The organism is Gammaproteobacteria bacterium, assembly GCA_024235095.1.
Taxonomy (GTDB): domain Bacteria; phylum Pseudomonadota; class Gammaproteobacteria; order Competibacterales; family Competibacteraceae; genus UBA2383.
Window position 1 is genome coordinate 1,650,990 of record JACKNC010000001.1, and the last position, 25,418, is coordinate 1,676,407.

Annotated in this window: 17 protein-coding genes; 5 read left to right on the forward strand and 12 right to left on the reverse strand. The window is 58.7% G+C overall.

The window, feature by feature from the left end:
• Position 1: 1 nt before the first annotated feature.
• The 3 genes from lolB to H6973_07315 are packed head-to-tail and all read right to left on the reverse strand — an operon-like array spanning position 2 to position 2,650.
• Positions 2-631 carry an outer membrane lipoprotein LolB gene (lolB, locus tag H6973_07305; GenBank protein MCP5125434.1) on the reverse strand — a complete coding sequence of 210 codons (630 nt, stop codon included), beginning with the start codon at positions 629-631 and terminating at the stop codon, positions 2-4.
• Entirely contained in the window at positions 628-930 is a 303-nt protein-coding gene (locus H6973_07310; GenBank protein ID MCP5125435.1) for a hypothetical protein, read from the reverse strand. Before H6973_07310 ends, lolB begins: the two co-directional genes overlap by 4 nt.
• 13 nt (positions 931-943) lie before the next feature.
• Positions 944-2,650 carry a tetratricopeptide repeat protein gene (locus H6973_07315; GenBank protein MCP5125436.1) on the reverse strand — a complete coding sequence of 569 codons (1,707 nt, stop codon included), beginning with the start codon at positions 2,648-2,650 and terminating at the stop codon, positions 944-946.
• A 191-nt stretch (positions 2,651-2,841) separates the two neighbouring features.
• Here H6973_07315 and H6973_07320 point away from each other — a divergent pair, with 191 nt between their 5' ends.
• The 3 genes from H6973_07320 (at position 2,842) to H6973_07330 (ending at position 6,090) form a co-directional block, all read left to right on the forward strand.
• A complete protein-coding gene (locus tag H6973_07320) occupies positions 2,842-4,110 on the forward strand; it encodes a glutamyl-tRNA reductase (GenBank protein MCP5125437.1) in 1,269 nt (422 codons plus the stop codon).
• The gene (gene prfA, locus H6973_07325) at positions 4,107-5,195 is read left to right on the forward strand and encodes a peptide chain release factor 1 (protein MCP5125438.1); all 1,089 of its coding nucleotides are present in this window, start codon (positions 4,107-4,109) and stop codon (positions 5,193-5,195) included. The genes H6973_07320 and prfA overlap by 4 nt, the downstream gene beginning before the upstream one ends.
• Positions 5,196-5,436: 241 nt before the next feature.
• A complete protein-coding gene (locus H6973_07330; GenBank protein MCP5125439.1) occupies positions 5,437-6,090 on the forward strand; it encodes a RibD family protein in 654 nt (217 codons plus the stop codon).
• A 33-nt stretch (positions 6,091-6,123) separates the two neighbouring features.
• Here H6973_07330 and H6973_07335 read toward each other — a convergent pair whose 3' ends face one another.
• Positions 6,124-6,327, reverse strand: coding sequence for a hypothetical protein (locus H6973_07335; GenBank protein MCP5125440.1), 204 nt, complete (start codon positions 6,325-6,327; stop codon positions 6,124-6,126).
• Between the two features lie 34 nt (positions 6,328-6,361).
• Complete coding sequence (locus tag H6973_07340; protein MCP5125441.1) at positions 6,362-7,615, reverse strand: multifunctional CCA addition/repair protein; 1,254 nt, start codon at positions 7,613-7,615, stop codon at positions 6,362-6,364.
• A 103-nt stretch (positions 7,616-7,718) separates the two neighbouring features.
• On the opposite strand from H6973_07340, the gene H6973_07345 reads away from it, so the two are divergent.
• Positions 7,719-8,810, forward strand: a complete 1,092-nt coding sequence (locus tag H6973_07345; GenBank protein ID MCP5125442.1) for an aminopeptidase — start codon at positions 7,719-7,721, stop codon at positions 8,808-8,810.
• Between the two features lie 24 nt (positions 8,811-8,834).
• A complete protein-coding gene (locus tag H6973_07350; GenBank protein ID MCP5125443.1) occupies positions 8,835-10,475 on the forward strand; it encodes an ABC transporter ATP-binding protein in 1,641 nt (546 codons plus the stop codon).
• Positions 10,476-10,511: 36 nt separating this feature from the next.
• Here the strand turns inward: H6973_07350 and H6973_07355 are convergent, their stop codons facing one another.
• The 7 genes from H6973_07355 to H6973_07385 all read right to left on the reverse strand — a co-directional run bounded on the left by H6973_07355 (position 10,512) and on the right by H6973_07385 (position 25,351).
• Entirely contained in the window at positions 10,512-10,784 is a 273-nt protein-coding gene (locus tag H6973_07355) for a hypothetical protein (protein MCP5125444.1), read from the reverse strand.
• 4 nt (positions 10,785-10,788) lie between these two features.
• Positions 10,789-12,831, reverse strand: a complete 2,043-nt coding sequence (gene ligA / locus H6973_07360) for an NAD-dependent DNA ligase LigA (GenBank protein ID MCP5125445.1) — start codon at positions 12,829-12,831, stop codon at positions 10,789-10,791.
• Positions 12,832-12,851: 20 nt separating this feature from the next.
• The gene (locus H6973_07365) at positions 12,852-13,754 is read right to left on the reverse strand and encodes a hypothetical protein (GenBank protein MCP5125446.1); all 903 of its coding nucleotides are present in this window, start codon (positions 13,752-13,754) and stop codon (positions 12,852-12,854) included.
• A 195-nt stretch (positions 13,755-13,949) separates the two neighbouring features.
• Positions 13,950-17,522, reverse strand: a complete 3,573-nt coding sequence (gene smc, locus H6973_07370; protein ID MCP5125447.1) for a chromosome segregation protein SMC — start codon at positions 17,520-17,522, stop codon at positions 13,950-13,952.
• Positions 17,523-17,552: 30 nt separating this feature from the next.
• Complete coding sequence (locus H6973_07375; GenBank protein ID MCP5125448.1) at positions 17,553-18,026, reverse strand: chemotaxis protein CheW; 474 nt, start codon at positions 18,024-18,026, stop codon at positions 17,553-17,555.
• Positions 18,026-23,185: an Hpt domain-containing protein gene (locus H6973_07380; protein MCP5125449.1), complete on the reverse strand. Its 5,160-nt coding sequence runs from the start codon at positions 23,183-23,185 to the stop codon at positions 18,026-18,028. Before H6973_07380 ends, H6973_07375 begins: the two co-directional genes overlap by 1 nt.
• Positions 23,186-23,290: 105 nt before the next feature.
• On the reverse strand, positions 23,291-25,351 hold the full coding sequence (locus H6973_07385) for a type IV pili methyl-accepting chemotaxis transducer N-terminal domain-containing protein (protein MCP5125450.1): 2,061 nt from the start codon (positions 25,349-25,351) through the stop codon (positions 23,291-23,293).
• Between the last annotated feature and the right edge of the window lie 67 nt (positions 25,352-25,418).

Consider the following 25,418-nt stretch of genomic DNA (forward strand, 5'->3'; position numbering starts at 1 on the left):
GTTACAGCGTCCACTGCTGGATGACCAGTTTGATGTTCAGATCCCCGTGTTGCGCAATGACGCGCTCCGGCAGATCCAGGTCGGGAATAGAGGTCGGCGCATAAATCAAGTACTCAATCACCCAACCGTTTTGTTCCAGCCGGGTCAGTCGACCTTCAGTGTCGGTTTGCAATACCGGTGCCGGGCCGGGTGCTGGCAAGCCGCGCACCCAGTACCGCAAGCCGTTGACCGGCAGACGCACTCCCAGAGTTTGTTCGAGTAGATCATCGGGATCGGGCGCGGCCCAGCTTTGACCCTCCTGGGTCTGGACCCGCACTTCCTCGCCATCGCTTTCAATAACAACTCGACCTTGACCGAGCGGACCCAGCAGATCGATACGGTAACCGGGTTTCCGCTGCACCCACTGGAAAGTGGCGTGCCAGCCTTCCTGGCCGCTGATGACGCCAATGCGTCCGTCCACCTGCCAGTTTGCCAATTGCATGAGCCGGGTTTGCCGGGCGCTCCAAGCCGTCGCCTTCGGCACAGAAGGCGGTGGAGTAGCGCACCCGGTCAACAGGAAGGTTGGAATGAATAGTGCGATGATCCCAATAAAAAACCGGTTCTTGCTATTGCGCCTGACTAACCGGCTCATGGCGACGGTTGCGGGGCGGTGAAACCTGCATTGGCGGCAGCAGCAGGCATCGGGTTGTCTGCTTCTTCATCCCGCAGGCAATGAATCAGACCCAAAGCATTTTGGATATGACGCGAGGCGGCGCCAAGCTGATCCTCGGGCTGCGCCGCCAACGCTGATGAGGCCAGAACCGCGGCGACGCTGACCAGAAACGATGAACGCTCCAGTCCCGCCTCATCCGCGTAACGGAGAATGTAAGCGCTCACTTCCTTGGCGCAGGCGGCAATGAAATCGCTTGCGCGTTGCTCGTCTTCAGTCATTAACGTCAATCCTCTACCAGTTAAACCGTTCCTGCAATTTGCGCAAGTGTATATTATCTGGGTCGCGCGCCAGAGCTTCCCGCCAGACTTTCCGGGCTTCGTCCCGCTGGCCGTTGACCCAGAGCACTTCGCTCAGATGCGCGGCAATTTCGGCGTCCGGGTTAATCCGGTAAGCCTGGCGTAGATACTCCAGCGCCCGGTCCCGGTTGCCGAGTCGATAGTGCACCCAGCCCATGCTGTCGAGCACCGCTGCATCATTGGGCATTTGCTCCAGCGCCTGTTCGATGTAGCCGAGCGCCTCCTGATAACGGTCCGTGCGGTCCGCCAGCGTGTAGCCCAGCGCATTCAGCGCTTGCCCATTTTTGGGATCAGCCGCGAGAATCGCGCGTAAATCCCGCTCCAGCAGATCCAGCCGGTCCAGTTTTTCCGCCGCCAACGCTCGAGCGTACAGTAAATCCTTGTCGTTGGGGTGCGACGCCAGCGCTCGATCCAAACCGTCAAAGGCTTCCTGATAGCGTCCGGCCTCGCGCAACGCTTCAGCCTCGGCCAGATACAGGGTGATGTCGTTTTGCGGATTATCACGGCGCAAGGCATCGAAATGCTGGCCAGCGCCGGCGATATCACCCGATTTGGCCAGCACCACGCCCATGCGCATCTGGGCGCTGAGATAGCGATCCTCGTCCTTGACCCGTTCATACCATTCCCGGGCCTTGGCGTAATCACCGCGCTGCTCCTCGATGCGGCCCAGTTCAAAGTAGGCGTCCGCCAGTCGCGTATTGCGCTTGATCAAATCCAGAAAATAGGTTTCGGCCAGGTCAAACTGGCGAGTTTCCGCCGCCAGCAGGCCCAGTGCGTACAGCGAATCGGTATCCTTGGGATTCTGATTGAGCAGGATAGCGAATTCCCGGCGCGCCTTGTCCAGTTGACCCGCATCGATCAGCAAGCGTGCGTAGCTCATGCGCAGGTTGCGGTCGCGTGGAATAGCAGCCACCGCCTTGGCCAACCCGGCCAGCGCCGCCTCTCGATCACCACCCTCCAGCAACAAACGAGTGCGCAGCAGATGCGCGGGAACCAGCTTTCGATCACGAGCCAACGCCCGCTCCAGCCCGGTCAGCGCCTGTTCGCGTTCGCCGGCGGCGGCGGCTAGCATGGCATAGTAGTATTGAGCGAAGGCGGAACGGGGGTTGCGGTCGCGGAATTGTCCCATCACGCGCAGAGCCAACTGCTTGTCGTCCGCCTGACTGAGCAGCGAGGCGATGGTCGCGTAGCCCTGTTGCTTGTCCTTGTTCCGGGCAACACGGCGCACCGTTTCCAGATATTCAGCCGCTTCTTCCAAACGACCATTACGCAAATAAGCCAACGCCAGGGTTTGTTGCGCCTGCTCGCTGGCGGGGTCGAGCGCCAGCCAGCGTTGCGCCAGCGCCAACGCAGCAGCGTTTTCCTTCATGATTAAAGCCAACACCACTGCGCGTTCAGTTACGCGCGGGTCGTTGCTGACAATGGCTGCTTGCTGGTAGTGGTTCAACGCTACATCGAGTTGGTCGCGTTTACCTGCCAGTTCCGCTGTCAGAACCTGGTACATCAACTCGGCCCGGGGACTGGGTTCCAAAACGGGACGGATCTGGAATTCCGGCTCAATGGGCGCCTGTGCATCCACGACAGTGACGCAACCACTGAGGAGCGGGCTGCAAAAAACCAAGGCTTTTAGGAGTATGTTCATTACCAACTTTTAAAAATCGTTCAAGCAGAATCAGCAGGTTTCAGGTTCCCTGGTACAAATATCTTGCTCGCTATGAACCTCACTCTGGAAGCGTAGGGCACAGCGCATCGCGATATGAAGTATGACCTTGTCACAAGCTGGTTTTATCCCGCACAATTCAACATTTTTCAGCCCAATCCTGATTGCATCCCATGTCCCTGCTGGCTCTTGGCCTCAATCATCAAACCGCGCCGGTCGGCGTCCGCGAACGGGTGACGTTCGCGCCAGACCGCCTGTATCCAGCCCTGCGGGATTTGCGTGAACGGGGCGGTGTTTATGAGGCGGCCATTCTGTCCACTTGCAATCGCACTGAACTGTACTGCGGCCTGAAAGATGGCGATAGCCAGCGCGTAGTAAAGTGGCTGGGCGACTATCATACGCTGCCGGCTGCAGATTTGCGGCCCTATCTTTACCAACACGCTGAGGGCCGAGCGGTGCGGCATATTCTGCGGGTCGCCTCCGGGTTGGACTCAATGGTGTTAGGCGAACCGCAAATTCTCGGGCAAGTCAAGAGGGCTTATCAGGCGGCCAGTCGGGCCGGAGCCTTGGGGACCCTGCTGGAGCGATTATTTCAACACACCTTCTCGGTGGCCAAGCAAGTGCGCACCGATACGCACATTGGCGCCAGCCCGGTCTCGGTCGCCTTTGCCGCAGTCAGTTTAGCCAAACAGATTTTTGCCGATCTGCCACGCCGCACCGCATTGCTGATCGGCGCAGGCGACACAATTGAACTGGTGGCCCGCCACCTCCATGAGAGCGGAATTGGCCGGTTGGTGGTCGCCAATCGGACCCTGGAGCGGGCGCATGCCTTGGCGGCTTCCTTTGCCGGTTATGCAATCGCCCTGGAAGAAATTCCCCTGCATCTTGGAGAAGCGGACATGGTGATCGCTTCCACCGCCAATCCCGGCCTGATGCTGGAAGCCGCACTGGTTCGCCGTTGCTTGAAACAGCGCCGCCATCAACCGATGTTCATGGTCGATCTGGCCGTGCCGCGTGATATCGATCCAGCGGTGGCAGATCTGGATGACGTATACTTGTACACAGTGGACGACCTCAAGGATATTATTCAGGAGAACTTGCGATCAAGACAGGCGGCCGCCCGGCAGGCGGAAGAGATTATTGACAACCAGGTCGAACGCTTCATGGCCTGGCTGCGTGCGCAGGACAGCGTCGACAGTATCCGCGCCCTGCGGCAACGCGCTGAAGCGGCGCGTGATGAGGCGCTGGCCCGCGCCCGACGACAACTTGCCCAAGGCCAGGATCCCGCCGAAGCACTGAATTTTTTGGCTAATACTTTGACAAATAAGCTTATTCATCCGCCCTGCGCCGGTCTGCGGGAAGCCGCGGCTCAAGGCGATTTGGAAATGTTGACTCTGATTCAGAACTTATACCGTCTGCATGACGGAAAACCGCATCCATGAACCCCTCAATGCTGGCTAAGCTGGAACAACTGGCGGCTCGTCACGAAGAAATTAGCGCTTTACTGGCGGAGCCGGAGATCATCAACGACAATGACCGCTTTCGCGCTCTGTCCGTGGAATACGCGCAACTGGAGCCGGTAGCCAGCGGGTTCCATGCCTACCGCCAGGTGTTGGACGAACTGGACAGCACGCGTGAAATGGCCCAGGACAACGACCCGGAAATGCGCGCGCTGGCCCAGGCTGAACTGCTTGAAGCAGACCAGCGGCGCATGGAGCAGGAGCAAACCTTGCAATTTTTGCTGCTGCCGCAAGATCCCCATGATTCTGGCAACGTCTTTCTGGAAATCCGCGCCGGGACTGGCGGCGACGAGGCGGCGCTGTTCGCTGGCGATTTATGGCGGATGTATGGCCGTTATGCCGAATTGCGTGGCTGGACCTTGGAAATCCTTAGCGAAAGCCCTGGCGAACATGGCGGTTATAAGGAAGTCATTGGCCGGATTATCGGCCAGGGCGTCTACTCCAAGCTGAAGTTTGAGTCCGGCGCCCATCGGGTGCAACGTGTGCCGGTGACCGAGGCGCAGGGACGGATTCACACCTCGGCGGCGACCGTGGCGGTTATGCCGGAACTGGAGGAAGTAGAGCAAATCGACATCAATCCTGCTGACTTGCGCATTGACACCTACCGCGCTTCCGGGGCGGGGGGGCAGCATGTCAACAAGACGGATTCAGCAATTCGCATCACGCACTTGCCCAGCGGCATTGTGGTGGAATGCCAGGACGAGCGCTCCCAGCACAAGAACCGCTCGCGGGCCATGTCCCTGTTGCAGGCCAAATTATTGACGGCGGAACAGGAGAAACAGACCAGCGCTCAGGCGCAGACCCGCAAGTTGCTGGTGGGCAGCGGCGATCGCTCCGAGCGCATCCGCACCTATAATTTTCCGCAGGGACGGGTGACTGACCATCGCATCAACCTGACATTGTACAAGCTGGGCGAGGTGCTGGAAGGTCATCTTGATCCGGTGATCGAACCGCTGATTCAGGAACAACGACTGCTGGACCTGAATTCGCTGATGGATGCGCTATAACCAGGCAATGGAATTTACTCCCGATCAGGTTTGGCGGTTGCTGCTCGAACTGCGCTGCGCATCACGAACGCTGGAGACGCTTCCCGATCCGGTGATCTGTGGATTGACCGGAGACGGTCAACTGGCGCTGGTTCCCGCCGGAGACGCCGCTACCCTCATTGAGATCGCCAGCAACGGTTTCTGGACCGCCAGGGTTCCGGTTCCGCAAACCAGCGCGGAACTGCTGGATCTCTATCTACCAATGGCCTTGGCCAATCGGCAACGACCGTTCACCCTGGCCCATCTGGGGCAAAGTCTCGATGGCCGCATTGCAACAGTCTGCGGCGCATCCCGCCATATCAACAGCCCGGAAAATCTTACGCATCTGCACCGATTACGCGCACTGTGCGATGCGATTCTCGTTGGCGCAAGCACGGTGGAGTGCGACGATCCACAACTGACTACCCGGCGGGTTACGGGACCGCAACCGGTGCGAGTCGTCATCGATCCCCACCGTCGTCTTACTGCTGAGCGCTATCTATTTCAGGATCAAACCACGCGAACGCTGCTGGTTTGCGCTGAAGGGCTGGCTCATCAACCGGGGCCAGGTCATGCAGAGGTCATGGGCATTCCCCATGATGGCCCACATTTGCCGCTTCGAGAGGTTCTACGGCAGTTGCACGAGCGGGGTCTGTTTGGGTTGTTTGTCGAAGGGGGTGGGCTGACGGTGTCGAACTTCCTGGAAGCGGGCTTGCTGGATCGGTTACAGATTGCTATCGCGCCGCTGGTTATCGGCTCTGGTCGGCCGAGCATTACGTTGCCGACGATTGAAGATTTGTCGCAGGGACTGCATCCTCGCCATCGCCGCTATGTGATGGGTGAAGATGTGTTGTTTGATTGTCACTTGCGGGATTGAGATACCCGTTTTCAAAAGATTATATGTAGTGTTTTATTCTGGTCGTGATCGGATCCTTTTATATAACTCGGTAATATGGCGATTTATATCAGCTTGTTCTGATTTGATAAAATATATTTCGTTTTCCAGTTGTTCAATGCGGGTCAAAGCTAAATAAAGCGCATCGCGCATTTTTTCAGGGTCTGGACTGGTAATAATGGCTTCCAGTGAGTTCATCGCTTCATCTAAGGGGTTCATCGCATTGTCTCCTGATTCAGTGTTTATATTTAAATCAACAACCCACACTGGTAAAAGCCCGTCGCACCTCGGTAATCGTCGCCAACCGTTCGCGTCGCAAGGCTTCGGCCAGCGCCAAGCCGCTTAAACCTTGCTCCATCAATGGTCGCGCCTGGATGCCGGATATTGCCTGATAAATGCGTCGCAGCAAATCTGCCTGCGGATAATCACGATTCTCCAGTCCTAGGCGGCCTCGGGCATCCGCCTCACAGGCCAGCAGGAATTGTTCAAAGCGCTGCGGTTTGCGCAAGGTATCCAGAGCTTGCAGAATTTTCAACAGGGTTCCCGGACGCAATTCCAGGGCGCGATGGCAGTGTGTGTGATAACGGGCGGTCAATACCCCCAGTTCCCGATGCAGGTTGGGAACCCTCAGTCGCTGACAAAAGGCGCGCACCAGTTCGGCGCCACGATCCTCATGGTCGAGATGACGCGGCCATTCTTCTGGCGGAGTTGCTCCCTTGCCAAAATCGTGAACCAGCACTGCAAAACGGGTCACCACATCCGCGCCCAATCGCACCGCCTGAGTCAACGCCATCAGTGTGTGAAGGCCCGTGTCGATTTCTGGATGATGAACGGGAGGTTGCGGCACGCCGAACAGGCGATCCAGCTCTGGGAAAATGCGCGCCAGCGCGCCACAGTCGCGCAAGGTTTCAATAAACCGCTCGGGACGCGATTCGCCCAGTGCGCGCACGGTTTCCGCCCAGACCCGCTCCGGCGTCAAGTGATCGACTTCGCCACTGACGACCATGGCGCGCATCAGATTCAGAGTTTCCGGCGCAACCCGAAAGCCCAGCGAGGCATAGCGGGCGCTAAACCGGGCCACGCGCAGAATCCGCACCGGATCTTCGGCAAAAGCGGGCGAGACATGGCGCAACCACCGCGCTTCAAGATCGCGGGCGCCGTGATAGGGGTCGATCAGTTGGCCTTGCGCATCGCGCGCCATGGCGTTAATGGTCAGATCGCGGCGCTGCAGGTCATCCTCCAACGTGACCTCGGGGGCCGCGTGGATGTGGAAGCCATGATAGCCCGGCGCGGTCTTGCGTTCAGTGCGCGCCAAGGCGTATTCGTCACGGGTCTCCGGATGCAGGAACACCGGAAAATCTTTGCCCACCGGACGAAAGCCGCGCGTGAGCAAGTCATCCGGCGTCGCGCCGACCACGACCCAGTCGCGTTCCTTAACCGGCAGATTCAACAACTCATCGCGCACCGCACCGCCGACCAGATAGGTTGTTACTGTGTCTGTATTCATCCGACCAAGATTAGAACCCGCTGCTATGATCTGCACACACCACAAACATCCTTCAGTGAAGCAGAATGATCGGTGCTGTCAACCTTAAGTGGTTTTCCGGGTGATGCGACAAATTTCACAGAATTTTTTCATCATACTGACAATCATAATGGCCCTCCCCGGTTGCGCCGATCTGGCTTATTACCAACAGGCGGCGGCGGGCCAATGGAAGCTTTGGCAAGTTCGACGACCTGTAGCGGACGTGCTGGCGGATTCAACAACCTCGCCGGAATTGCGTCAGCGCCTGGAAACCGCTCAGGCTTTGCGTGACTTCGCCGCCACCGAGTTAGCGCTACCAGATAATAACAGTTACCGTGACTATTCCGATCTCCAGCGGAGCTGGGTGGTAAAAAACGTCTTTGCTGCGCCGGAGTTGAGTCTGGAGCCACGTCAATGGTGTTTCCTGGTGGCCGGTTGTCTGAGCTATCGCGGTTATTTCGACGCTGAGGCGGCCAGCCGGTTAGCAGCGGAGTTGCGCGCAACCGGCGACGATGTTTACATGGCCGATATTACCGCCTACTCGACGCTTGGCTGGTTTGACGATCCCTTGCTTAACACGTTCATTGACTGGCCTACTGGGCGATTGGCGGAATTGATGTTTCACGAACTGGCGCATCAACGGTTATATGTGGCTGACGACACGGCTTTCAACGAAGCGTTTGCGACTGCCGTGGGCCAGTTGGGCGCGGAACGCTGGCTGGAACGGCGGGCTGTAGCGCATGAACGCGAGGAGTATGCGGCAGACCTGCGCCGACGTGAGCAGTTTTTGCAACTTACGGTGCAGGCCCGTGAATCATTGGCAGTGCTTTATGTTTCTCCCCACCGCGAGTCGGAAAAACGCACCGGCAAGCAGCGCATCCTGGGGGAATTGCAGGCGCGTTATCAAGCGCTCAAACAAGATTGGGGAGGTTATGCGGGTTACGATCGCTGGTTCATGCAGGACTTGAATAACGCCAAACTGGCCGGCGTCAGCACCTATTACCGGCAGGTTCCGGCGTTTCTGGCCTTGTTTGAACGGGAAGGGCGAGATTTCGCAAGATTTTACCAAGCGGCGGAAACCATCGGTCAATTACCGCCTGTGGAACGGGAGGCGCGTTTGCGGGAACTATTGCCAACACTAGCGCCCTTCCAACGCATCCACACTGATGACTTTTAAACCGCTCCACGCTGAAGGCAACCTATGCAGATCCATTCCGAAGCGACTGAATCCACTCCCCTTCTCGAAGTCCGCGATCTCTCCGTTTCCTTCGGCGCGATACCGGCAGTCAAGCAGGTTTCCTTCGCGCTCCGGCGCGGCGAGACGCTGGCGCTGGTGGGCGAAAGCGGCTCCGGAAAATCGGTGTCAGCGCTGTCGCTGCTGCAACTGCTGCCCTATCCTCACGCCCGCCATCCCGGTGGCAGCATTCGTCTACGCGGCGAGGAACTGCTGGGCGCGACGCCCGCCCGATTGCGCGAGATTCGCGGCAACCAGATCGCTATGGTGTTCCAGGAACCGATGACCTCGCTTAATCCTCTGCATTCCATTGAAAAACAGATTGGTGAAACATTGTTGCTGCATAAGGGATTAAGCGGCGCACGGCTCAAGGCGCGCATTGTGGAACTGCTGGAGTTGGTCGGGTTACCCGATGCGGCGCATCGATTGAATGCGCTGCCGCATGAGTTATCCGGCGGCCAGCGGCAACGAGTGATGATCGCCATGGCCTTGGCGAATGATCCTGATATTCTCATCGCTGACGAGCCAACGACTGCGCTCGATGTGACGATTCAAGCACAAATCCTGAAATTGCTGAAGGACTTGCAGGCGCGACTGGGCATGGCCATTCTGTTCATCACCCATGATCTGAGCATCGTGCGTAAAATGGCTGATCGCGTTTGCGTGATGCAGGCTGGTGTGGTCGTAGAAACCGGTTCAGTCGCCGGGATTTTCAGCAATCCCCAACATCCCTATACCCGGCAACTGCTGGCCGCCGAACCGCAGGGCGAGCCGCCCCCCGAAAACAGTGAAGCGCCGATCGTCATGGCTGGCGATGATCTCAAGGTCTGGTTCCCACTCAAACGCAGCCTATTTGGACAAGCCACAGAGCATGTCAAGGCCGTCGATGGCGTTAGCGTGAGTGTGCGCGCTGGGCAAACCCTGGGCGTGGTTGGCGAGAGCGGTTCCGGCAAAACCACCCTGGGGCTGGCGTTGCTGCGCCTGTTGTCCAGCACCGGCGCGATTCGCTTCGAGGGGCAGCGCATCGACCATCAGCCGGACAAGGCGTTGCGCCCATTGCGCCAGGCCATGCAGATCGTCTTTCAGGACCCTTATGGTTCATTGAGTCCCCGGTTATCCGTAGGCGAAATTGTCGAAGAAGGTCTGCGGGTTCACGGATTAGCGGGTGATCACAAAACCCGCCGCACCCGGATTGCCCAGGCGTTAGAAGAAGTCGGACTGGACCCGGAGACTCAGGATCGCTATCCGCATGAATTCTCTGGCGGTCAGCGCCAGCGCATCGCCATCGCCCGCGCTCTGGCACTGCAACCGCGCCTGTTGATCCTCGACGAACCGACTAGCGCCCTGGATGTCTCCGTGCAGGCGCAGATTGTAGATTTATTGCGCGACTTGCAACGCCGCTACCGATTGGCGTACCTGTTTATCAGTCACGATCTGCGCGTCGTGCGGGCGCTGGCCAATCATTTGCTGGTGATGAAGAATGGCCGGGTGGTGGAAGAAGGGCCAGCGCGGCAGGTGTTTGAGCGTCCTCAACACCCCTATACTCAGGCTTTGCTGGCCGCCGCCCTGAATTTGGAAGCCGTGGGAAATGGTTCAGACCGTTTTTAGCAGCTGGGAAATAAATGAGGCCGTACTGGCGCGCGATCACTCATCTTCAAGATCAATAAACTGTTCGCCCACATCCCGGTTGCGATACCGGGAGAGCTTCAGCGCGCACAACTGGGTGTCTTGAACGATCATTTCCGCTAATTCGTCGGCTGCCTGCTGCAACGCTTCGCAGACCAGATGCGAGGTGGAGTCCGTGTTCACGTTCAAGGCGCCGATGCATCGTAAAAGCGTGCCGTGCAAAACCGTCAAGCGGTCAATCCGGGTTTCCACCTGGGGGATGAGAGTGGCGTCCTGAATCGAAATCTTCATCTCTCTAAGAATCTTCCAACAGCGCCAGCAAACCGGCCTCGTCCAGAACCGTTACATTCAACGCTTGCGCCCTCTCCAGTTTGGAGCCGGCGTCGCGACCCGCCACCACATAATCGGTTTTCTTCGACACGCTGCCACTAACCTTGGCGCCCAGCGCTCGCAAGCGATCAGCCGCCTGATCGCGGGCCAGGGAATCCAGCGCGCCGGTTAAGACGAAGGTTTTACCCGCCAGTGACGAAATCACCGCCGGTTTCCTCGCACCATCAGGCCAATGTACCCCTGCCGCTCGCAGGCGGGCGATCGCTTGCTGATTATGCGGTTCCTGAAAAAAGGCGCGAATCGCCGCGGCAACCACTGGCCCCACATCCGGCGCCTGTTGCAACGTTTCTTCCTCAGCCACCACCAATGCCTCCAGCGCGCCAAAATGCGCCGCCAGCGTCATGGCGGTTGCTTCGCCGACCTCGCGAATGCCCAGCGCGTAGAGAAATCGCGCCAGGGTCGTGGTCTTGCTGCGCTCTAGCGCCGCTGCCAGATTGGCCGCCGATTTTGCGCCCATTCGTTCCAAACCCGCCAGCGTTGTTACGTCCAGTGCATAAAGATCAGCGGGACCCCGCACTAACTCCTGATCGACCAACTGCTCCACCAGCTTATCGCCCAACCCTTCGATGTCCATTGCCCGCCGCGAGGCAAAATGACGCAGCGCTTCCTTGCGCTGGGCGCGGCAGTAAAGACCCCCCATGCATCGCGCCACGGATTCCCCTTCCGGGCGAACGACATGCGAGCCGCATACCGGACAGGTTTCCGGCATCACGAATGGTTGCGCATCGGCAGGCCGCCGATCCCGCACGACGCTCACGACTTCGGGAATCACATCGCCGGCCCGGCGCACGATCACGGTATCACCGACGCGTACATCCTTGCGCGCAATTTCATCGGCGTTATGCAAGGTTGCATTGGTCACCGTGACCCCGCCCACGAACACGGGTTTGAGTCGCGCCACCGGGGTGATTGCTCCCGTGCGTCCAACCTGGACTTCGATGGCTTCGACCACCGTCAGCTCCTCCTGAGCCGGAAATTTGTGGGCCACCGCCCAACGCGGCTCACGAGTGCGAAATCCGAGTTGCCGCTGCCAATCCAGGCGATTGACTTTGTAAACCACGCCGTCAATGTCGAAAGGCAGCGCGTCACGCTTTCCGGCAATGGCGTCATGAAACGCCATCAGCCCATCGGCGCCTTGCACGACCGCTCGTTCCGCGCTCACCGGCAAACCCAAAGCCGCTAGAGCATCCAGCGTCGCGCTGTGCGTGGCTGGCGGCTCCCAACCCTGCGTTTCACCTAGGCCGTAAGCAAAAAAGGACAGCGGGCGCTTCATTGCCTGACGAGAATCCAGTTGCCGGATCGCGCCTGCTGCGCCATTGCGGGGGTTAACCAGCGCCGGCAAGCTGGCAGCCCGTTGCTGAGCGTTATAGCGTTCAAAATCCGGACGGCGCATGTACGCTTCGCCACGCACCTCCAACACCTCGGGTGCAATGCCTTGCAAGCGCAGTGGCACGGTCTTGATAGTGCGCACATTTTGCGTTACATCCTCGCCGGTCTCGCCATCACCGCGCGTGGCCGCCTGCGTAAGCACTCCCTGCTCGTAACGCAGGTTGATGGCTAAACCATCGAATTTCAGCTCACAGGCATACTCAACCGGCGCCGCGTCTTCACTCAGCTCCAATTCGCGCCGCACTAGGGCATCAAACGCTCGGGCGCCATCCGGACCTGTATCGGTTTCAGTGCGGATGGACAGCATCGGTCGCTGATGACGGATTGGCGCGAACGCTTCCAGGGGCTTGCCGCCCACGCGCTGAGTCGGGGAATCCGGCGCGATCAGTTCAGGATGTGCGATTTCCAGCGCCTGCAATTCCTGAAATAACCGGTCATACTCGGCATCGGGGATTTCCGGGCTATCCAGAACATAATAGCGATAGCCATACCTATTCAATTGTTCGCGCAACTGGACGGCGCGGACTTTTAAATCATCAGGGATATTTTGAGCCTTCATCAGCCTTCATCCTTTGCCCTTTAGCCTCCATCCTTCATCTCCGAAGACTGCATCCAAAACCGTTGCTTGCGCCGGAATTCGACGACTTCGTTGCGCAGGTGCAAGAGTCCCTGGTTCGTCAGTCGGTTACGACGCTCATCACAGATCATGCCGCCCAACCGCTGCGCCAATTGGTCGGCAGTGACCACCAGCAAATCCAGCGCTTTCATCTCTTCCATTGGACCCGGCAGGCTCATAAATAACAGTAATCCTGGCGTTGTCAGAGCATCCAGCGAAGGCGAATCGAAGGCGCCCGGCTTGCGTAAATGGGCCATACTGAAAATCGGCTCGCCGCTACTGTGGTCCGCGCAGCGATCAAACAGTCCACTTGCGCCCAGTTGGAAATCCAGATCAAGGGCCACTGTCTGAATATCCAATCCTTTAAAGGACGATTGACCGACTGGCACCGCCACTACGGTCAGGGCCACAGTCATTTTAGGCGACTTGGCAATCGCTGGTTTCTGGGGTGAATCATTCGGCGGCTTAGCCTCCGCGACAGGTTCCACCTTGGGTTCCGCGTCCACCGCATCCCTCTCGGTAACTGGCGGTTCCTCAACGACGTCCACTGCAGATGTTTCATCGTCAGGCGCTGATCTTCCGTTGCGATAGATCGGTCGAATTTCGACATCGATCAGCGCTTTTTTGGCCAGGGGATGATCCGGGGTGATCAACATCCCGCCAAAGTCATGCCCATTGCTGACCTCCTCGGAAGGTTCCGGCGCCAGGGAATCGCCAAATATCGGTTCTTTCTGCTGCGAAGGCTGGCGCCGACGTTTGCGGATACCCTCACGGATACGGACGCGCATCCCCCAAAGATAGATGAGGACCACGACCACGGCGCCAATGCCCGCCAATAACCACTGCAACTGTGTTTTATCCAACATTTCCATGAATTCAAAGCCCCGGATTGCGCCTGCCGCATTCTGCTATGCATCTTAGTAATGATAAACCTGTTCAGCCCCTACAGGGCGAACGGAAAACGACACACCGCCGTTTATACTGAAATCGCCCTCTATTAACAAATACCTTTTGTCATGTTGGCGAAGCATTCTCTCTCAGGGAGGTTGTTACCGTTATCATTAACCTACCCCGGCCAGGCGAACCGCCGCTTCAACATCAACCGCCACCAACCGGGATACGCCAGGCTCCTGCATGGTCACCCCGGCCAGATGATCCGCGATTTCCATGGTGGCCTTGTTGTGGGTGATAAATACGAACTGCACCCGACTCGCCATGTCCTGCACCAGCGCGCCGAAGCGCCGCACATTCGCCTCGTCCAGTGGCGCATCCACTTCGTCCAGCAGACAAAAGGGCGCAGGATTGAGCTGGAAAATGGCGAATACCAGCGCTACCGCCGTCAACGCCTTCTCGCCGCCGGACAGCAGGCTGATGGAACCAATCCGCTTGCCCGGCGGCTTGGCCATGATCGCGACCCCGGCATCCAGCACATCTTCGCCCGTCAGTTCCAGATGCGCCTCGCCGCCACCGAATAAACGGGGGAACAAGGTTTGCAGCCCTGTATTGACCTGTTCAAATGTCTCGCGAAACCGGGCGCGGGTCTCACGATCCATTTGCCGGATGGCTGTTTCCAATGTCGCCAGCGCTTCCAGCAAATCAGCGTTTTGCGCATCGAGATAGTCCTTGCGCTCGGACAGTTCGGCGAACTCCTGAATCGCCGCCAGATTGATCGCCCCCAGCCGCTGAATACGCCGCTCAATCTGCTCCAATCGGTTGAGCCAGTCGCTTTCGAACGCCTCGGCGGGCAGCGTAGGCATCACGGTTTCCGGGTCGGTCTCCAACTCGGCTAACTGCTCGCGCAAACTCTGTTGACGCACCCGCCCCTCGCTCGACGCCAGGCGTTGCTCCTCAATTTGTCGACGTTGCGCCTCGGCCTGCCGTTCGCAACGGCTGCGCGCCTGCTCACCTGCCGTCAGTTCAGCATCTTGGGCCTCCAGGCGTTGCCGCGCATCGGTTAATTCCCCTTCCACCGCCAGCCGGGTCTCCAGCCAGTCCGCCAGTTCGTCTCCCGCAGTCTGCAAAAGTTCGTCGCTATCCGTTACCCGTTCCGCCGCTAGTCGATCCCGCCGCTCCAATAACTGGCGGTGCTGCAAATCCAGGCGTTCGAGCGCCCGGTCAGCCGCCGTGACCCGAACCCGCAACGCCTCCAGGGCTGCGGCCTGACGGGCCGCTTCCTGGCGAGTGGTCTCGGCCCGGGCGCGGCATTGCTGATACGCCTCCTGCAACTGCTCGCGCCGCTCGCTCAATTCTGTCTGTTCCGTTTGCAAGTTCTCCAGGATCAACAGCGCATCCTCCAACCGCATCCGGGCCAGTTGCACTTGCTCCCGATCCTGTTCGCATTGAGCGTCGAGTTCCGCCTGTTCTTCGGCCAGTGTCTCGCGGCGCGCGCACGCCTGTTCCCAACGGGCCTGGGCGGTTTTGATGTCACTCTGTGCGTGAGCCTGATTGCGGTGTCCCTGATTGACAGCCTGCTGGGTTTCGCGGCGCTGTTGCTCCAATTCGCGTTGCCGGTCGCGGAGCTGGTCGAGTTGAGTGGTCTCCCGCTCGACGTCTACGGCATTGCCGTCCAGCCGCGTTTCCAGTTGGCGAATTTCCCGTTCCCGAGCCAATACGCCATCTTCTTCGCCGCCGCGCGCCAAACGTAGCCAATGACGACCGCAGAGCACGCCATCCGGCGTCACCAGGATTTCGCCAGGTTGCAAGTGCATACGGCTGGCCAAGGCTTCCGTAATGTTGGCCACCGTGCGCATTCGGTCCAGCAGCCCGGCCAGTGGCCAGGGGGCCTGGATGCGGGCCGACAGAGACCATCGCTCATCTCTCCCAACCCAGCTCGCTCCCGTCAATGAGGATGGCGTTTCATTAGGTAGAAGATCGGGAGCAGAGGAGACTGGGTCGCCGGGGGGTTCAAATAGAGTCAATCGGCCTTGGGAAAGCGACGCCTTAGCGGCAAGCGCCGGATCATCAAGCTGCGCCACGCAAATCGCATCCAACCATCCGGCCAGCGCGGCTTCGACGGCGACCTCCCAGCCCGCTTCCACATCCAACTGCTCGGCCAGACGCGGCGCATCGGTCAAGCCCTGAGTGTGCAACCAGTCTTGTAAACCGCTTGCCTGGCGTCCCAGCGCCGCTTCCTGCAAAGTCTGCAACGAGGCCCACCGTCCACGACCGGTTTGTAACCGTTCCTGGGCCGAGCGTAACCGCTGTTCGACTTGCTGACGCATCTCCCGTGTCGCGTTCAAGTCTGCTTCAACGCGCGCCAATTGTTCCTGAGCGCTGCGCAGGTCCTCAGTAATGCCCTGTTCGACTTCCCGTCGTTCGGCCAAGTCCTGTTCAAGGTCACTGTTAGCCAGTTGCTCCTGTTCAAAGCGCAAGCGCTCCAACCGCCGTTCGCCTTGCAGCAACTGATGGTCCAGATGTTCAATGCGGGTGCGTTCCACCTCGGCCTGACGCTGCGCTTCGCCACGGCGTCGACTAAAATCTTCCCAGTCCGCCTGACCTTCGCGCAAGGCGTTTTCGGCGGCGGACAACGCCGCGCTGGCCTCGGTTTCAGCGGTCAGCGCGCTTGCCAATTGCGGTTCAGCTTCCATCAAAGTAGTCGCCCACTCATCACGCTGTTCTCCATCCAGCGCCCGTTGCGTTTCGACCTGCTCCAATGCCGCCGAGGTCTGCCGCCAATCCTCCTCACGCCGCCGCCGCAACTCCTGTTGGTGCTGAAGGTATTGCTCCAGCCGGCTAATCTCGGCGCCCGCCTGGTAATAGCGCCCTTGGGCCGCGTTAAAAACCTCATTCAGCTCTAGCCGCCGCGCTCGACCGGTTTCCAGAGCAGCCTCTAACCGTCGCTGTTCCGCCAGCGTGGCTTCCAGCGCCGTTTCTTGCTGACGCTGTGCGTGTTCAAATTCAAGGATTTCGTTTTGCAACCTGCGCCAACGCAGAGTCAGCAGTTCCGCGCGCAACTGGCGCTCCTCAGCGCGAAAATCGCGGTACTGCTCCGCTGCCCTGGCCTGGCGTTGGAGATGTTGAAGCTGCCGGTTCAATTCCTCGCGCACGTCATTGAGCCGGTCAAGATTCTCCCGGGTATGGCGGATGCGGGTTTCGGTTTCGCGGCGCCGTTCCTTGTATTTGGAAATACCGGCGGCTTCCTCCAGAAAGAGACGCAGATCTTCTGGCCGGGCTTCAATCACCCGCGAGATCATGCCCTGTTCGATGATGGCGTAACTGCGTGGTCCCAGGCCCGTGCCCAGGAACAGATCGGCAATGTCGCGGCGCCGACAACGGCTGCCGTTCAGGAAATAACTCGACTGGCTATCGCGGCCCACCAGACGCTTGACGGCGATTTCAGCATAACTAGCCCAGGGACCGCCCAAGCGTCCCTCGCTGTTGTCGAACACTAATTCGATAGACGCCTGGCCGACCGGCTTGCGGCTGGCCGAGCCGTTAAAGATGACATCGGTCATACTCTCGCCGCGCAGGCTGCGCGCCGAGCTTTCACCCATCACCCAACGCACCGCGTCGATAACATTGGATTTTCCGCACCCATTCGGGCCGACGACGCCCATCAGATTACTAGGCAAATGCAATACAGTGGGATCCACGAAGGATTTGAACCCCACCAGCTTGATCTTACTCAACCGCATGGAAACGTGGGATATTCGCTCCGGACGGACTCAGGCGCGCCGGACCAGGGGGCGCAACACGGCTTCAATCGCGTCCATGTCGGGAATCACCACCAGCTGATCCTGATAACTGGCCCAACTCAGGACACCAAGCCGATCACGCTCGGCATCCGGGATTTCCCGGTCAAAGTCGAGATCCTCGCGTTGCAGATTCAGGGGGCGCGGCGCCGCGGTGCCGAGAAGGCCAAAGTGCGGCAAACGGGAATCCGTACTCAGGGTATTGACGATGATAATCCGGGAATTGAGATCCGCGTCAGGCGTGATCCGAAAGATTAGCCGCCCGAGACTCGCCAGCGGTGTGGTCAGATTATGCCACAACATGGCGCCGACGACCCAGTGCGGCGCAGCCTCGATCTGTAAGGGCGTAGCGAAGGGTAGCACTTCAACGACCAGACTGTTGGGCAGGATAACCTGTCCGCCCTGAACGGTTATCAGCAGGCAACGCAGGCTAGGGGAGGCATCCATTAAGTCATCAACTCCAGGGCGCGTTCGCCCAGAATATTACGGATCGATTCAATCAATTGATCTTCCTGATAAGGCTTGGTCAGGTAATCGTTGACGCCAAGGCGCATCGCCCGTTCACGATGCTTCTCGCCGCCGCGCGAAGTCACCATGATGATCGGTAAATGTCGTAAATTGCTCTGGTTGCGAACATGGGCCACGACTTCAAAGCCGTCCATGCGCGGCATTTCGATGTCGAGAATGGCGAGATCGGGCACCTGGGTCTGCAACATAGCGACCGCATCCATGCCATCTTTGGCAGTAATCGCATGAATGTTATGGCGCTCCAGAATCCGCGAGGTGACCCGGCGCATGGTGATTGAATCGTCGATCACCATAATGTTGAGCTTCTCCTGGCGGGCTTCCTGACGCGCCATCCGCAGCGCCCGACTTTCGGCCTGCTTCTGGCGCTGGGAACCGATATTACGCACCAGCGCCGCCAGCTCCAGCACCACAATCACCCGACCATCGCCCAGCACGGTAGCCCCGGAAATGCCGGACACCCCATTAAACTGGGGGCTGATCGGTTTGACAATGATTTCCTGATTGCCGAGCACCGCCTCGACCTGCAGTGCAGCGCTCGCTTCTGCGCTGCGGAACAGCAGCGCCGGCGGTTTCCGGTCCTTGACTTCCTCAAAAGGCAGAATCCGCTCGCTGTTGGCCAGAATGCCCAGATTATGCACGGGATAACGCCGATCGCTGTATTGATGCAGGATCTGTTCGCCGGTCAGATAAGCTTGAAACTCGCTTTCCTTGAGCCGGGTCACGACCTCGATGCTCAACAGGGGAATTGCAAAGATACCTTCGCCGGCCTGCACCAGCAACGCTTGCGTGACCGCCAGCGAGAACGGCAAGCGCACAATAAACCGGGTGCCTTGACCGGGTTCCGTATGCACCAGCAGTGCGCCGCGCATGGCTCGAATCGCTTCATTCACGACGTCCATGCCCACGCCGCGCCCGGAAACCTGGGTCACCGAAGCCGCCGTGGAGAACCCGGGGCGCAGCAGCAGGGAAATCAGTTCCTCCTGGGTGGCCGGTTGTCCCGGCTCCAACATGCCCTTTTCCTCGCCCTTGACGCGGATGGCTGCAAAATTGAGGCCCGCGCCGTCATCGCCCAATTCCAGCACCAGCTCCGCACCTTCCCGGCGCAGACTCAGGGTGATGGTGCCAATCTCGGGTTTGCCCGCTGCTCGACGTTGATCAGGCGACTCAATGCCATGCGCCAGCGAGTTACGCAACATATGTTCTAAAGGCGCGACCATGCTATCCAACACGGTGCGGTCAACTTCTGCTTCCTCACCGCCTACCAGCAGTTCAGCTCGTTTACCCAAATCCTGAACGGCTTGCCGCACCACGCGTCGCAGACGAGGAATAATGCTGCCAAACCGGACCATTCCGGTGCGCATCAAGCCCTGCTGAATTTCCTTGTTCACCTTGGCCTGTTGATCCAGCAGCGCCGTGACTTCCCGTGAGTGTTCGCCCAGCGTGTTGCCGATATTGCCCAAGTCATCGGCAATTTCCATCAGCGACCGGCTGAGTTGCTGCAACTCGGTGAAACGGTCCAGTTCCAGCGGATCAAATTCTTGCAGATGGGCTTTGGCGCCCTGATCCTGCCGGGATTGAATGCGCGCTTCGGCTTGAGTGGAAAGATGCGTGACCTGACGACGCAACCGGGTGATCGTCTGCTCCAGTTCGTTCAGGTTGAAACTCATCGCGTTGACGCCCTGGTCGATGCGGGCGCGGAAGATACTGCTTTCGCCCATTTGATTGACCAGAGTATTCAGCAATGCAGCGCCGACGCGAATTGTATCGGACGGGGCAGCCGCCGCCGGCTTCCCCGCGAGTTGCGCGACCGGCGCTCTGCTCGGAACTGCCGCCAGCGCCACCGCCGCCGACGTAGGCGGAACTCGTTTGACCCGCTCCACCGGCTTACCGCCCAACACGTCGTGTAATTCATCGATCAGTTCCTGACGCGCCGCCGGTTGCTGGCCGTCATGGATGTCCGTCAACATCTGATGCAAGCTATCCAGCGCTCTCTGGAGTTTATCCAGCACCGGGGTCGATAACTGCAGAGTTTTCTCTTGCAGAGCGCCTAGCACCGACTCGGTAGCGTGGGCGACTTCGCCGACGGTCATGAAGCCAGACATTCGCGAACTACCTTTAAGGGTATGTATTTCGCGATACAAATCGCGGTACAAATCTCCTAGCAATTCAATATTATCTGATTCTTCTCCCAATCGACGCAGGATAACATCACAGGATTCAAGGACTTCAGAGGCTTCGGTTTGGAAAACCGCGACTAACTCTTGGTCGAGTTCAGTCATGGTCTGGAACGAGGGCGTTTCGGAAATCGTAGAAACAGATTCCGGTATGCCCACCGGACGTGTTTCCACTCGTTCACTGCCGACTGCCGTTTCGGCTAACCGCTGCAGGTCCTGGATCAAGTCCGTTGCGGGCGCTAAACCTGCGCCGCTGGCCGCTTCCGCCAACATCCGGTTCAACCGATCCAAGGTGTGCTGCAAGGTATCCAGCACCACCGGCGTCGCCTGACCCAGGCCTTTGCCCAAGGTATCCAGCACCGATTCAGCAGCATGAGCCAGATCACCGACGGTCATGATGCCGATCATTCGTGCGCTACCCTTGAGGGTATGCATACCTCGGCGCAAGTCGTTCAGTAAAATGGTATTTTCAGGTTCATCGGCCAGTTGCTGCAGGATAGCATCGCTGGCGTCGAGAATTTCCGTAGCCTCGTATTGGAAAACGCGCGCCAGCTCCAGGTCCACAGGCGCAGCGGTTACTGGCTCCGGGGTTGGCGTGGAAACGGCTGCTTCGGGAGGCTGAGCTTCCGCAGACGGTATCTTGCTGGTCACCGGCGGCGATGGAACCACCACGGGCGCCGGAGCAGTGATTTCAGGAATGGGCGGTGGAATTACTACGGACGCCGGCGTCGCCCCATCAAGAGATTGCGTCTCGGTAGGCGGCGCCAGCTCTTCACCCGTAACCGGTTCAGCGGGCGCCTCCGGTTGCTCGATTTCCAAAGGTTCAGCGGCAGGAGCGGCAACCGGCAATTCCTTCGCCAGCGCCTCGGCGCGTGCGGTCAGTCCTGGCAACAGCGCCAGTGTTTCATCAGCAAGCGCAGCTTCGCCGAGCAGCGCTTCCAGCGCAGAGACAGCTTCTTCAAACAATTCAGCCATCACCGGCGTGGCGATCTGCGTCCCGTTGATCACTTGATTCAGCAAATTTTCGAAACACCAGGCAAAATCACCCAACACCGTTGCGCCAACCACGCGCCCACTACCTTTGAGAGTGTGAAAAGCCCGGCGCAGGATGGTCAGCACCTGGCGATCCTCGAAATTCGCGCGCCAAAGCACCAGTTGTTGGCGAATGACCTCCAATTCGCCGCGCGCTTCTTCAAGAAACACCTCGACAAATTCTGGATCGACTTCCAGCGAGATGACCCGGCTGGAAGGAATTTTCCGGGATTCCGGTTCGGCTGTTGCAGGAGCGGGTTGTAGCTTAGCCACCACCGCTGCTGTGGGCGTAGCTTCCAGCGCGGTGGAAGACCGATCTTGTAGCACTGCTTTCAATCGCGTCGTCAGTGCTGACAGCGCCTCCAGTTCGCCGCCCCGCAGTGGCGTTTCCCCAACTAGCGGCGCCAATGTTTCAACAGCGGCGGCTGTAGCGTCGACGATCTCCATACTAGGCGGCAGGCTGCCATCCAGCACACGGTTCAGCAGGTTTTCCAGTTCCCAGGCAAAATCGCCGATCACCATAGCGTTGACCATGCGCCCGCTCCCCTTGAGGGTGTGGAACGCCCGACGGATCGTGGTCAGCGCTTGTCGATCCGTCAAATCCACTCGCCAGCGAATCAGTTGCTTGCGAATCACATCCAACTCGCCACAGGCTTCTTCGAGAAAGACTTCCGCAAATTCGGGATCGGTATCCGTCAGCCCGATCAGATGGATCAGACGCTCCATATCGACTTCACCGGCTTCACCGGCTCCGTCCAATGCGTCCCCGGACTCATTCGTTTCCCGATCCACTTCTATCGCTATTCCATTGCCTGGCTTGGCATCGATTTCCGGTAATTCCATGTCAATGCTTATTGAATCCAGCAATTCAATATCAAGCATCGGTGGGGAGGATTGTACGGTTTGAGTCGCAGTTACTGGAAATCCCGGCAGATCAGGCAGATGCAAATCGAGTTCTGGCAACGCAGTCAAGGGTTCATCGGTTTTTCGCGCTTCCGGCATCTGTAAACGGGATGCCGGCAGGGGGGCATGGAGATCGGCAGGCAGTCCCAGCAGGGTATCCAGTTGCGCTAAGTGCTCCTGTGCGCTATCCAGAACCGCCGCCGACATTCGAGCATCCTGACTCATGGATTCCAGGGAGTAACTGAATCCGGCCAGAATCTCTGCGCAGACGCCGCTGACCAATAATCCATAGTGCTCGGCGTCACCAGCCGCCAACACATCGACGATCCGGTTCAAACGGTCCAGCACCTCGATAGCGCGGGTCCAGTTTCGTTCGACGAAGCATTGGCGGAGAACGGCCAGATCGTCCCGTAACGCCTCCCAGGACACCGTTTGGTCAGCGGCGGTTTCTAGCTGATCATGCATCGTCCGCTGGAGCCGCGCCAGCACATCGCGCACATCGTACAAGTCCATCGAAGACTCCAGCCAGTCGTCCTCCGAAGCGGCGACCGGCTTGTCATCGTCCGCGAAGCCGTGCATGCGGGCCTGACGCAGGGCAGCGGCTGTCTCCACCAGTAAACTCGAATTCGCCTGTCGGCTACCCGGAGACAAGTAGGCTTCCAGATAGTCTGTTAGCCGTTCGGCGGCTTGGCGCAATAGCGTTGGATCCAGCGACGCAGCGGCATCTTTGGCTCGTTTCAGGACCGTCGCGCGCATTTCCTCAAGCAGTGCCACCGCCTCCCGATGCTCCAGCACCACTAGTGGGCTGCGGATTTGTTCGACGGCGTCGACCAGCGTTTCCAGCGGGGCCGGTTCGGTCAGATTTTCCTCGTAAGCATCCAGATCAAGGTGGATCCGCCGCAGAGCCAGCAGCAGATCATCCTTGAGAAAACTCAAAGGATTATCGGCGATGCGATGCGACGTTATCATCGTTACCTCCGCGCAGGAAACTCGCCTGGTCTATTGCCGCTATCCGGAACCTGTCGGGTGCAAATCCAGCGGCGCCGGTTTAATCCAGCCATGGTTCTCGTGAATTCACAGAGGCAACCGGAAGCCCGCCACCGATTGACGAAGTTCCTGGGCCAACTGGTGCAGTTTGCCAATCGCGGAAGCGGTTGCGACACTGCTCTCGGCGGTCTGGCCAGTAATTTCGTTGATCGAAATCATTGCGCTCGACACGCGCGAGGCCATCTCCGACACCTGACCGGCGGATTTGGAGATTTCATCGATCAGTTCAGCCAATTTAGCGGATACCTTTTCGATCTCTTCGAGGGCTTCGCCGGCTTTCTCCGCTAGACCAGCGCCGCCGACCACTTCGCTAGTGCTCTTCTCCATGGAGATGACCGCTTCGTTGGTGTCGGCCTGAATGGTTTTGACCAAAGTTTCGATGCGCTTGGTGGCGTTGCTGGAGCGCTCGGCGAGCCGCTGTACTTCGTCGGCGACCACCGCGAAACCGCGCCCGGCTTCGCCGGCTGCGGAAGCCTGAATCGCCGCGTTCAGCGCCAGGATGTTGGTTTGATCGGCAATGTCGTTGATCAGCGCGACGATGTCGCCAATCTCCTGGGAAGATTCGCCCAGTCGCTTAATGCGCTTGGAGGTATCCTGGATATGTTCGCGGATGGTGTTCATGCCGCTAATGGTGCGGCGCACCCGGTCGCCGCCCTCGTGCGCGATGCCCACCGATTTCTCGGCGACCTCGGCGGAGGCGGCGGTCTTCGACGATACATCGTCCATGGATTGCGCCATCTGCATGACAGTGGCGCTGGCGTTTTCGATCTGCCGGGCCTGAATTTCGCTGGATTTAGCCAATCGGTCGGCAATGGCGCTGGTTTCCTGCACAGCGGCAGCAACCAGTCCCGAGGTGCTGTTAATGGTGGACACTAGATCGCGCAAGGCTTCGATGGCGTAGTTGACCGAATCGGCGATGGCGCCAGTGATGTCTTCGGTCACGCTGGCCTGCACGGTCAGGTCGCCCTCGGCCAAGTTGCCCAGTTCATCGAGCAGCCGCAGAATAGCGTCCTGATTACGGCGGTTCTGCTCTTCGGTTTCCTGCTTGCGCTGTTCGGCGTCAACCAGTTGCTGGCGGCTTTCGCGATTCTGGACGAACAACAGCGTAAGCAGCAGAATCAGGGCGATGATACCCAGGGCGTAGGCGGCCGGATAACCAAGTGGGATGCCGAACAAGGCGATCTGCCGGCTCTCGATGACGATGGCCTCCAGAAGCTGGGTAGCCGCTGTCAACAATCCATCGCCCTTGTCAGCGATCCCTTGGGCGGCATTCTGTATTTTAACCAGTTCCGGCGCCCTCTGAATAATACGATCGGTTTCCGCCCCAAGCGTCTTGAACAGTTCAGTAAGGTCGGCCAGTTTGCTGGCGCTGTCGGGAATGGTGACCCGCTCGATACCTGGTCCGCCTTCACGCATACCGCGCAAAATCTGTCCAAACAATTTGACATTACGACTGAAGCGGTCGGCTGCGGTGGCGGCGCCCAAACCGCTTTCGCTCAACATTCGCTTGAGGTCAATGACGATTTGCTCGCCCAACTGCAGCTGCTTGGTGGCCTGATAAACCTGACGCGGATCGGCCCGATTGCTGGCCAGACTCTTGGCAATCTCATCGGACAGGGTATTCATCTGCGTCAGCGAGCTTTCCAGCAACGGAACAAAATTGTTGACCGACACTACCGGTTCGCGCCCCGCTAGAATGATGTCGATTTCATCGCGGATCGGTTTCCAGCGGTTGAGCAGTTCATCCAGAGCTGAACGCGCGCCCTGTGGCGTCGGGGACAATCCGAGGGTATCGTTGCCTTTTTGTTGACCATTTAGAATGAGTTCAAAACGGTCGCGACTCTCCTTAAGTTGGCCAAACGCACTGTCTTTACCCTGCCTCGCTTCGAGCGCCTCCGTCACGATGGCGCGCGATAGCAGGCGCTGCTCGCTGGCCAGGTTAACCTGGGTTTCGTTTTGTTCGCTTTGTCCCGCCAGCAGGATAAAAATAAAGCCCATCAGCATGATGGACAGTACCAGCGCCCCCAGCAATGACAGATAGGTGACAGAAAAGCCTTTTAACGCCGAATGATCTCGCGAGTCACGCATTGTTATTTCTCATCAAACAGAATCTTATGGTCCCCGTCCATGTAGCTGACGGGAAAATCCCCAGCAA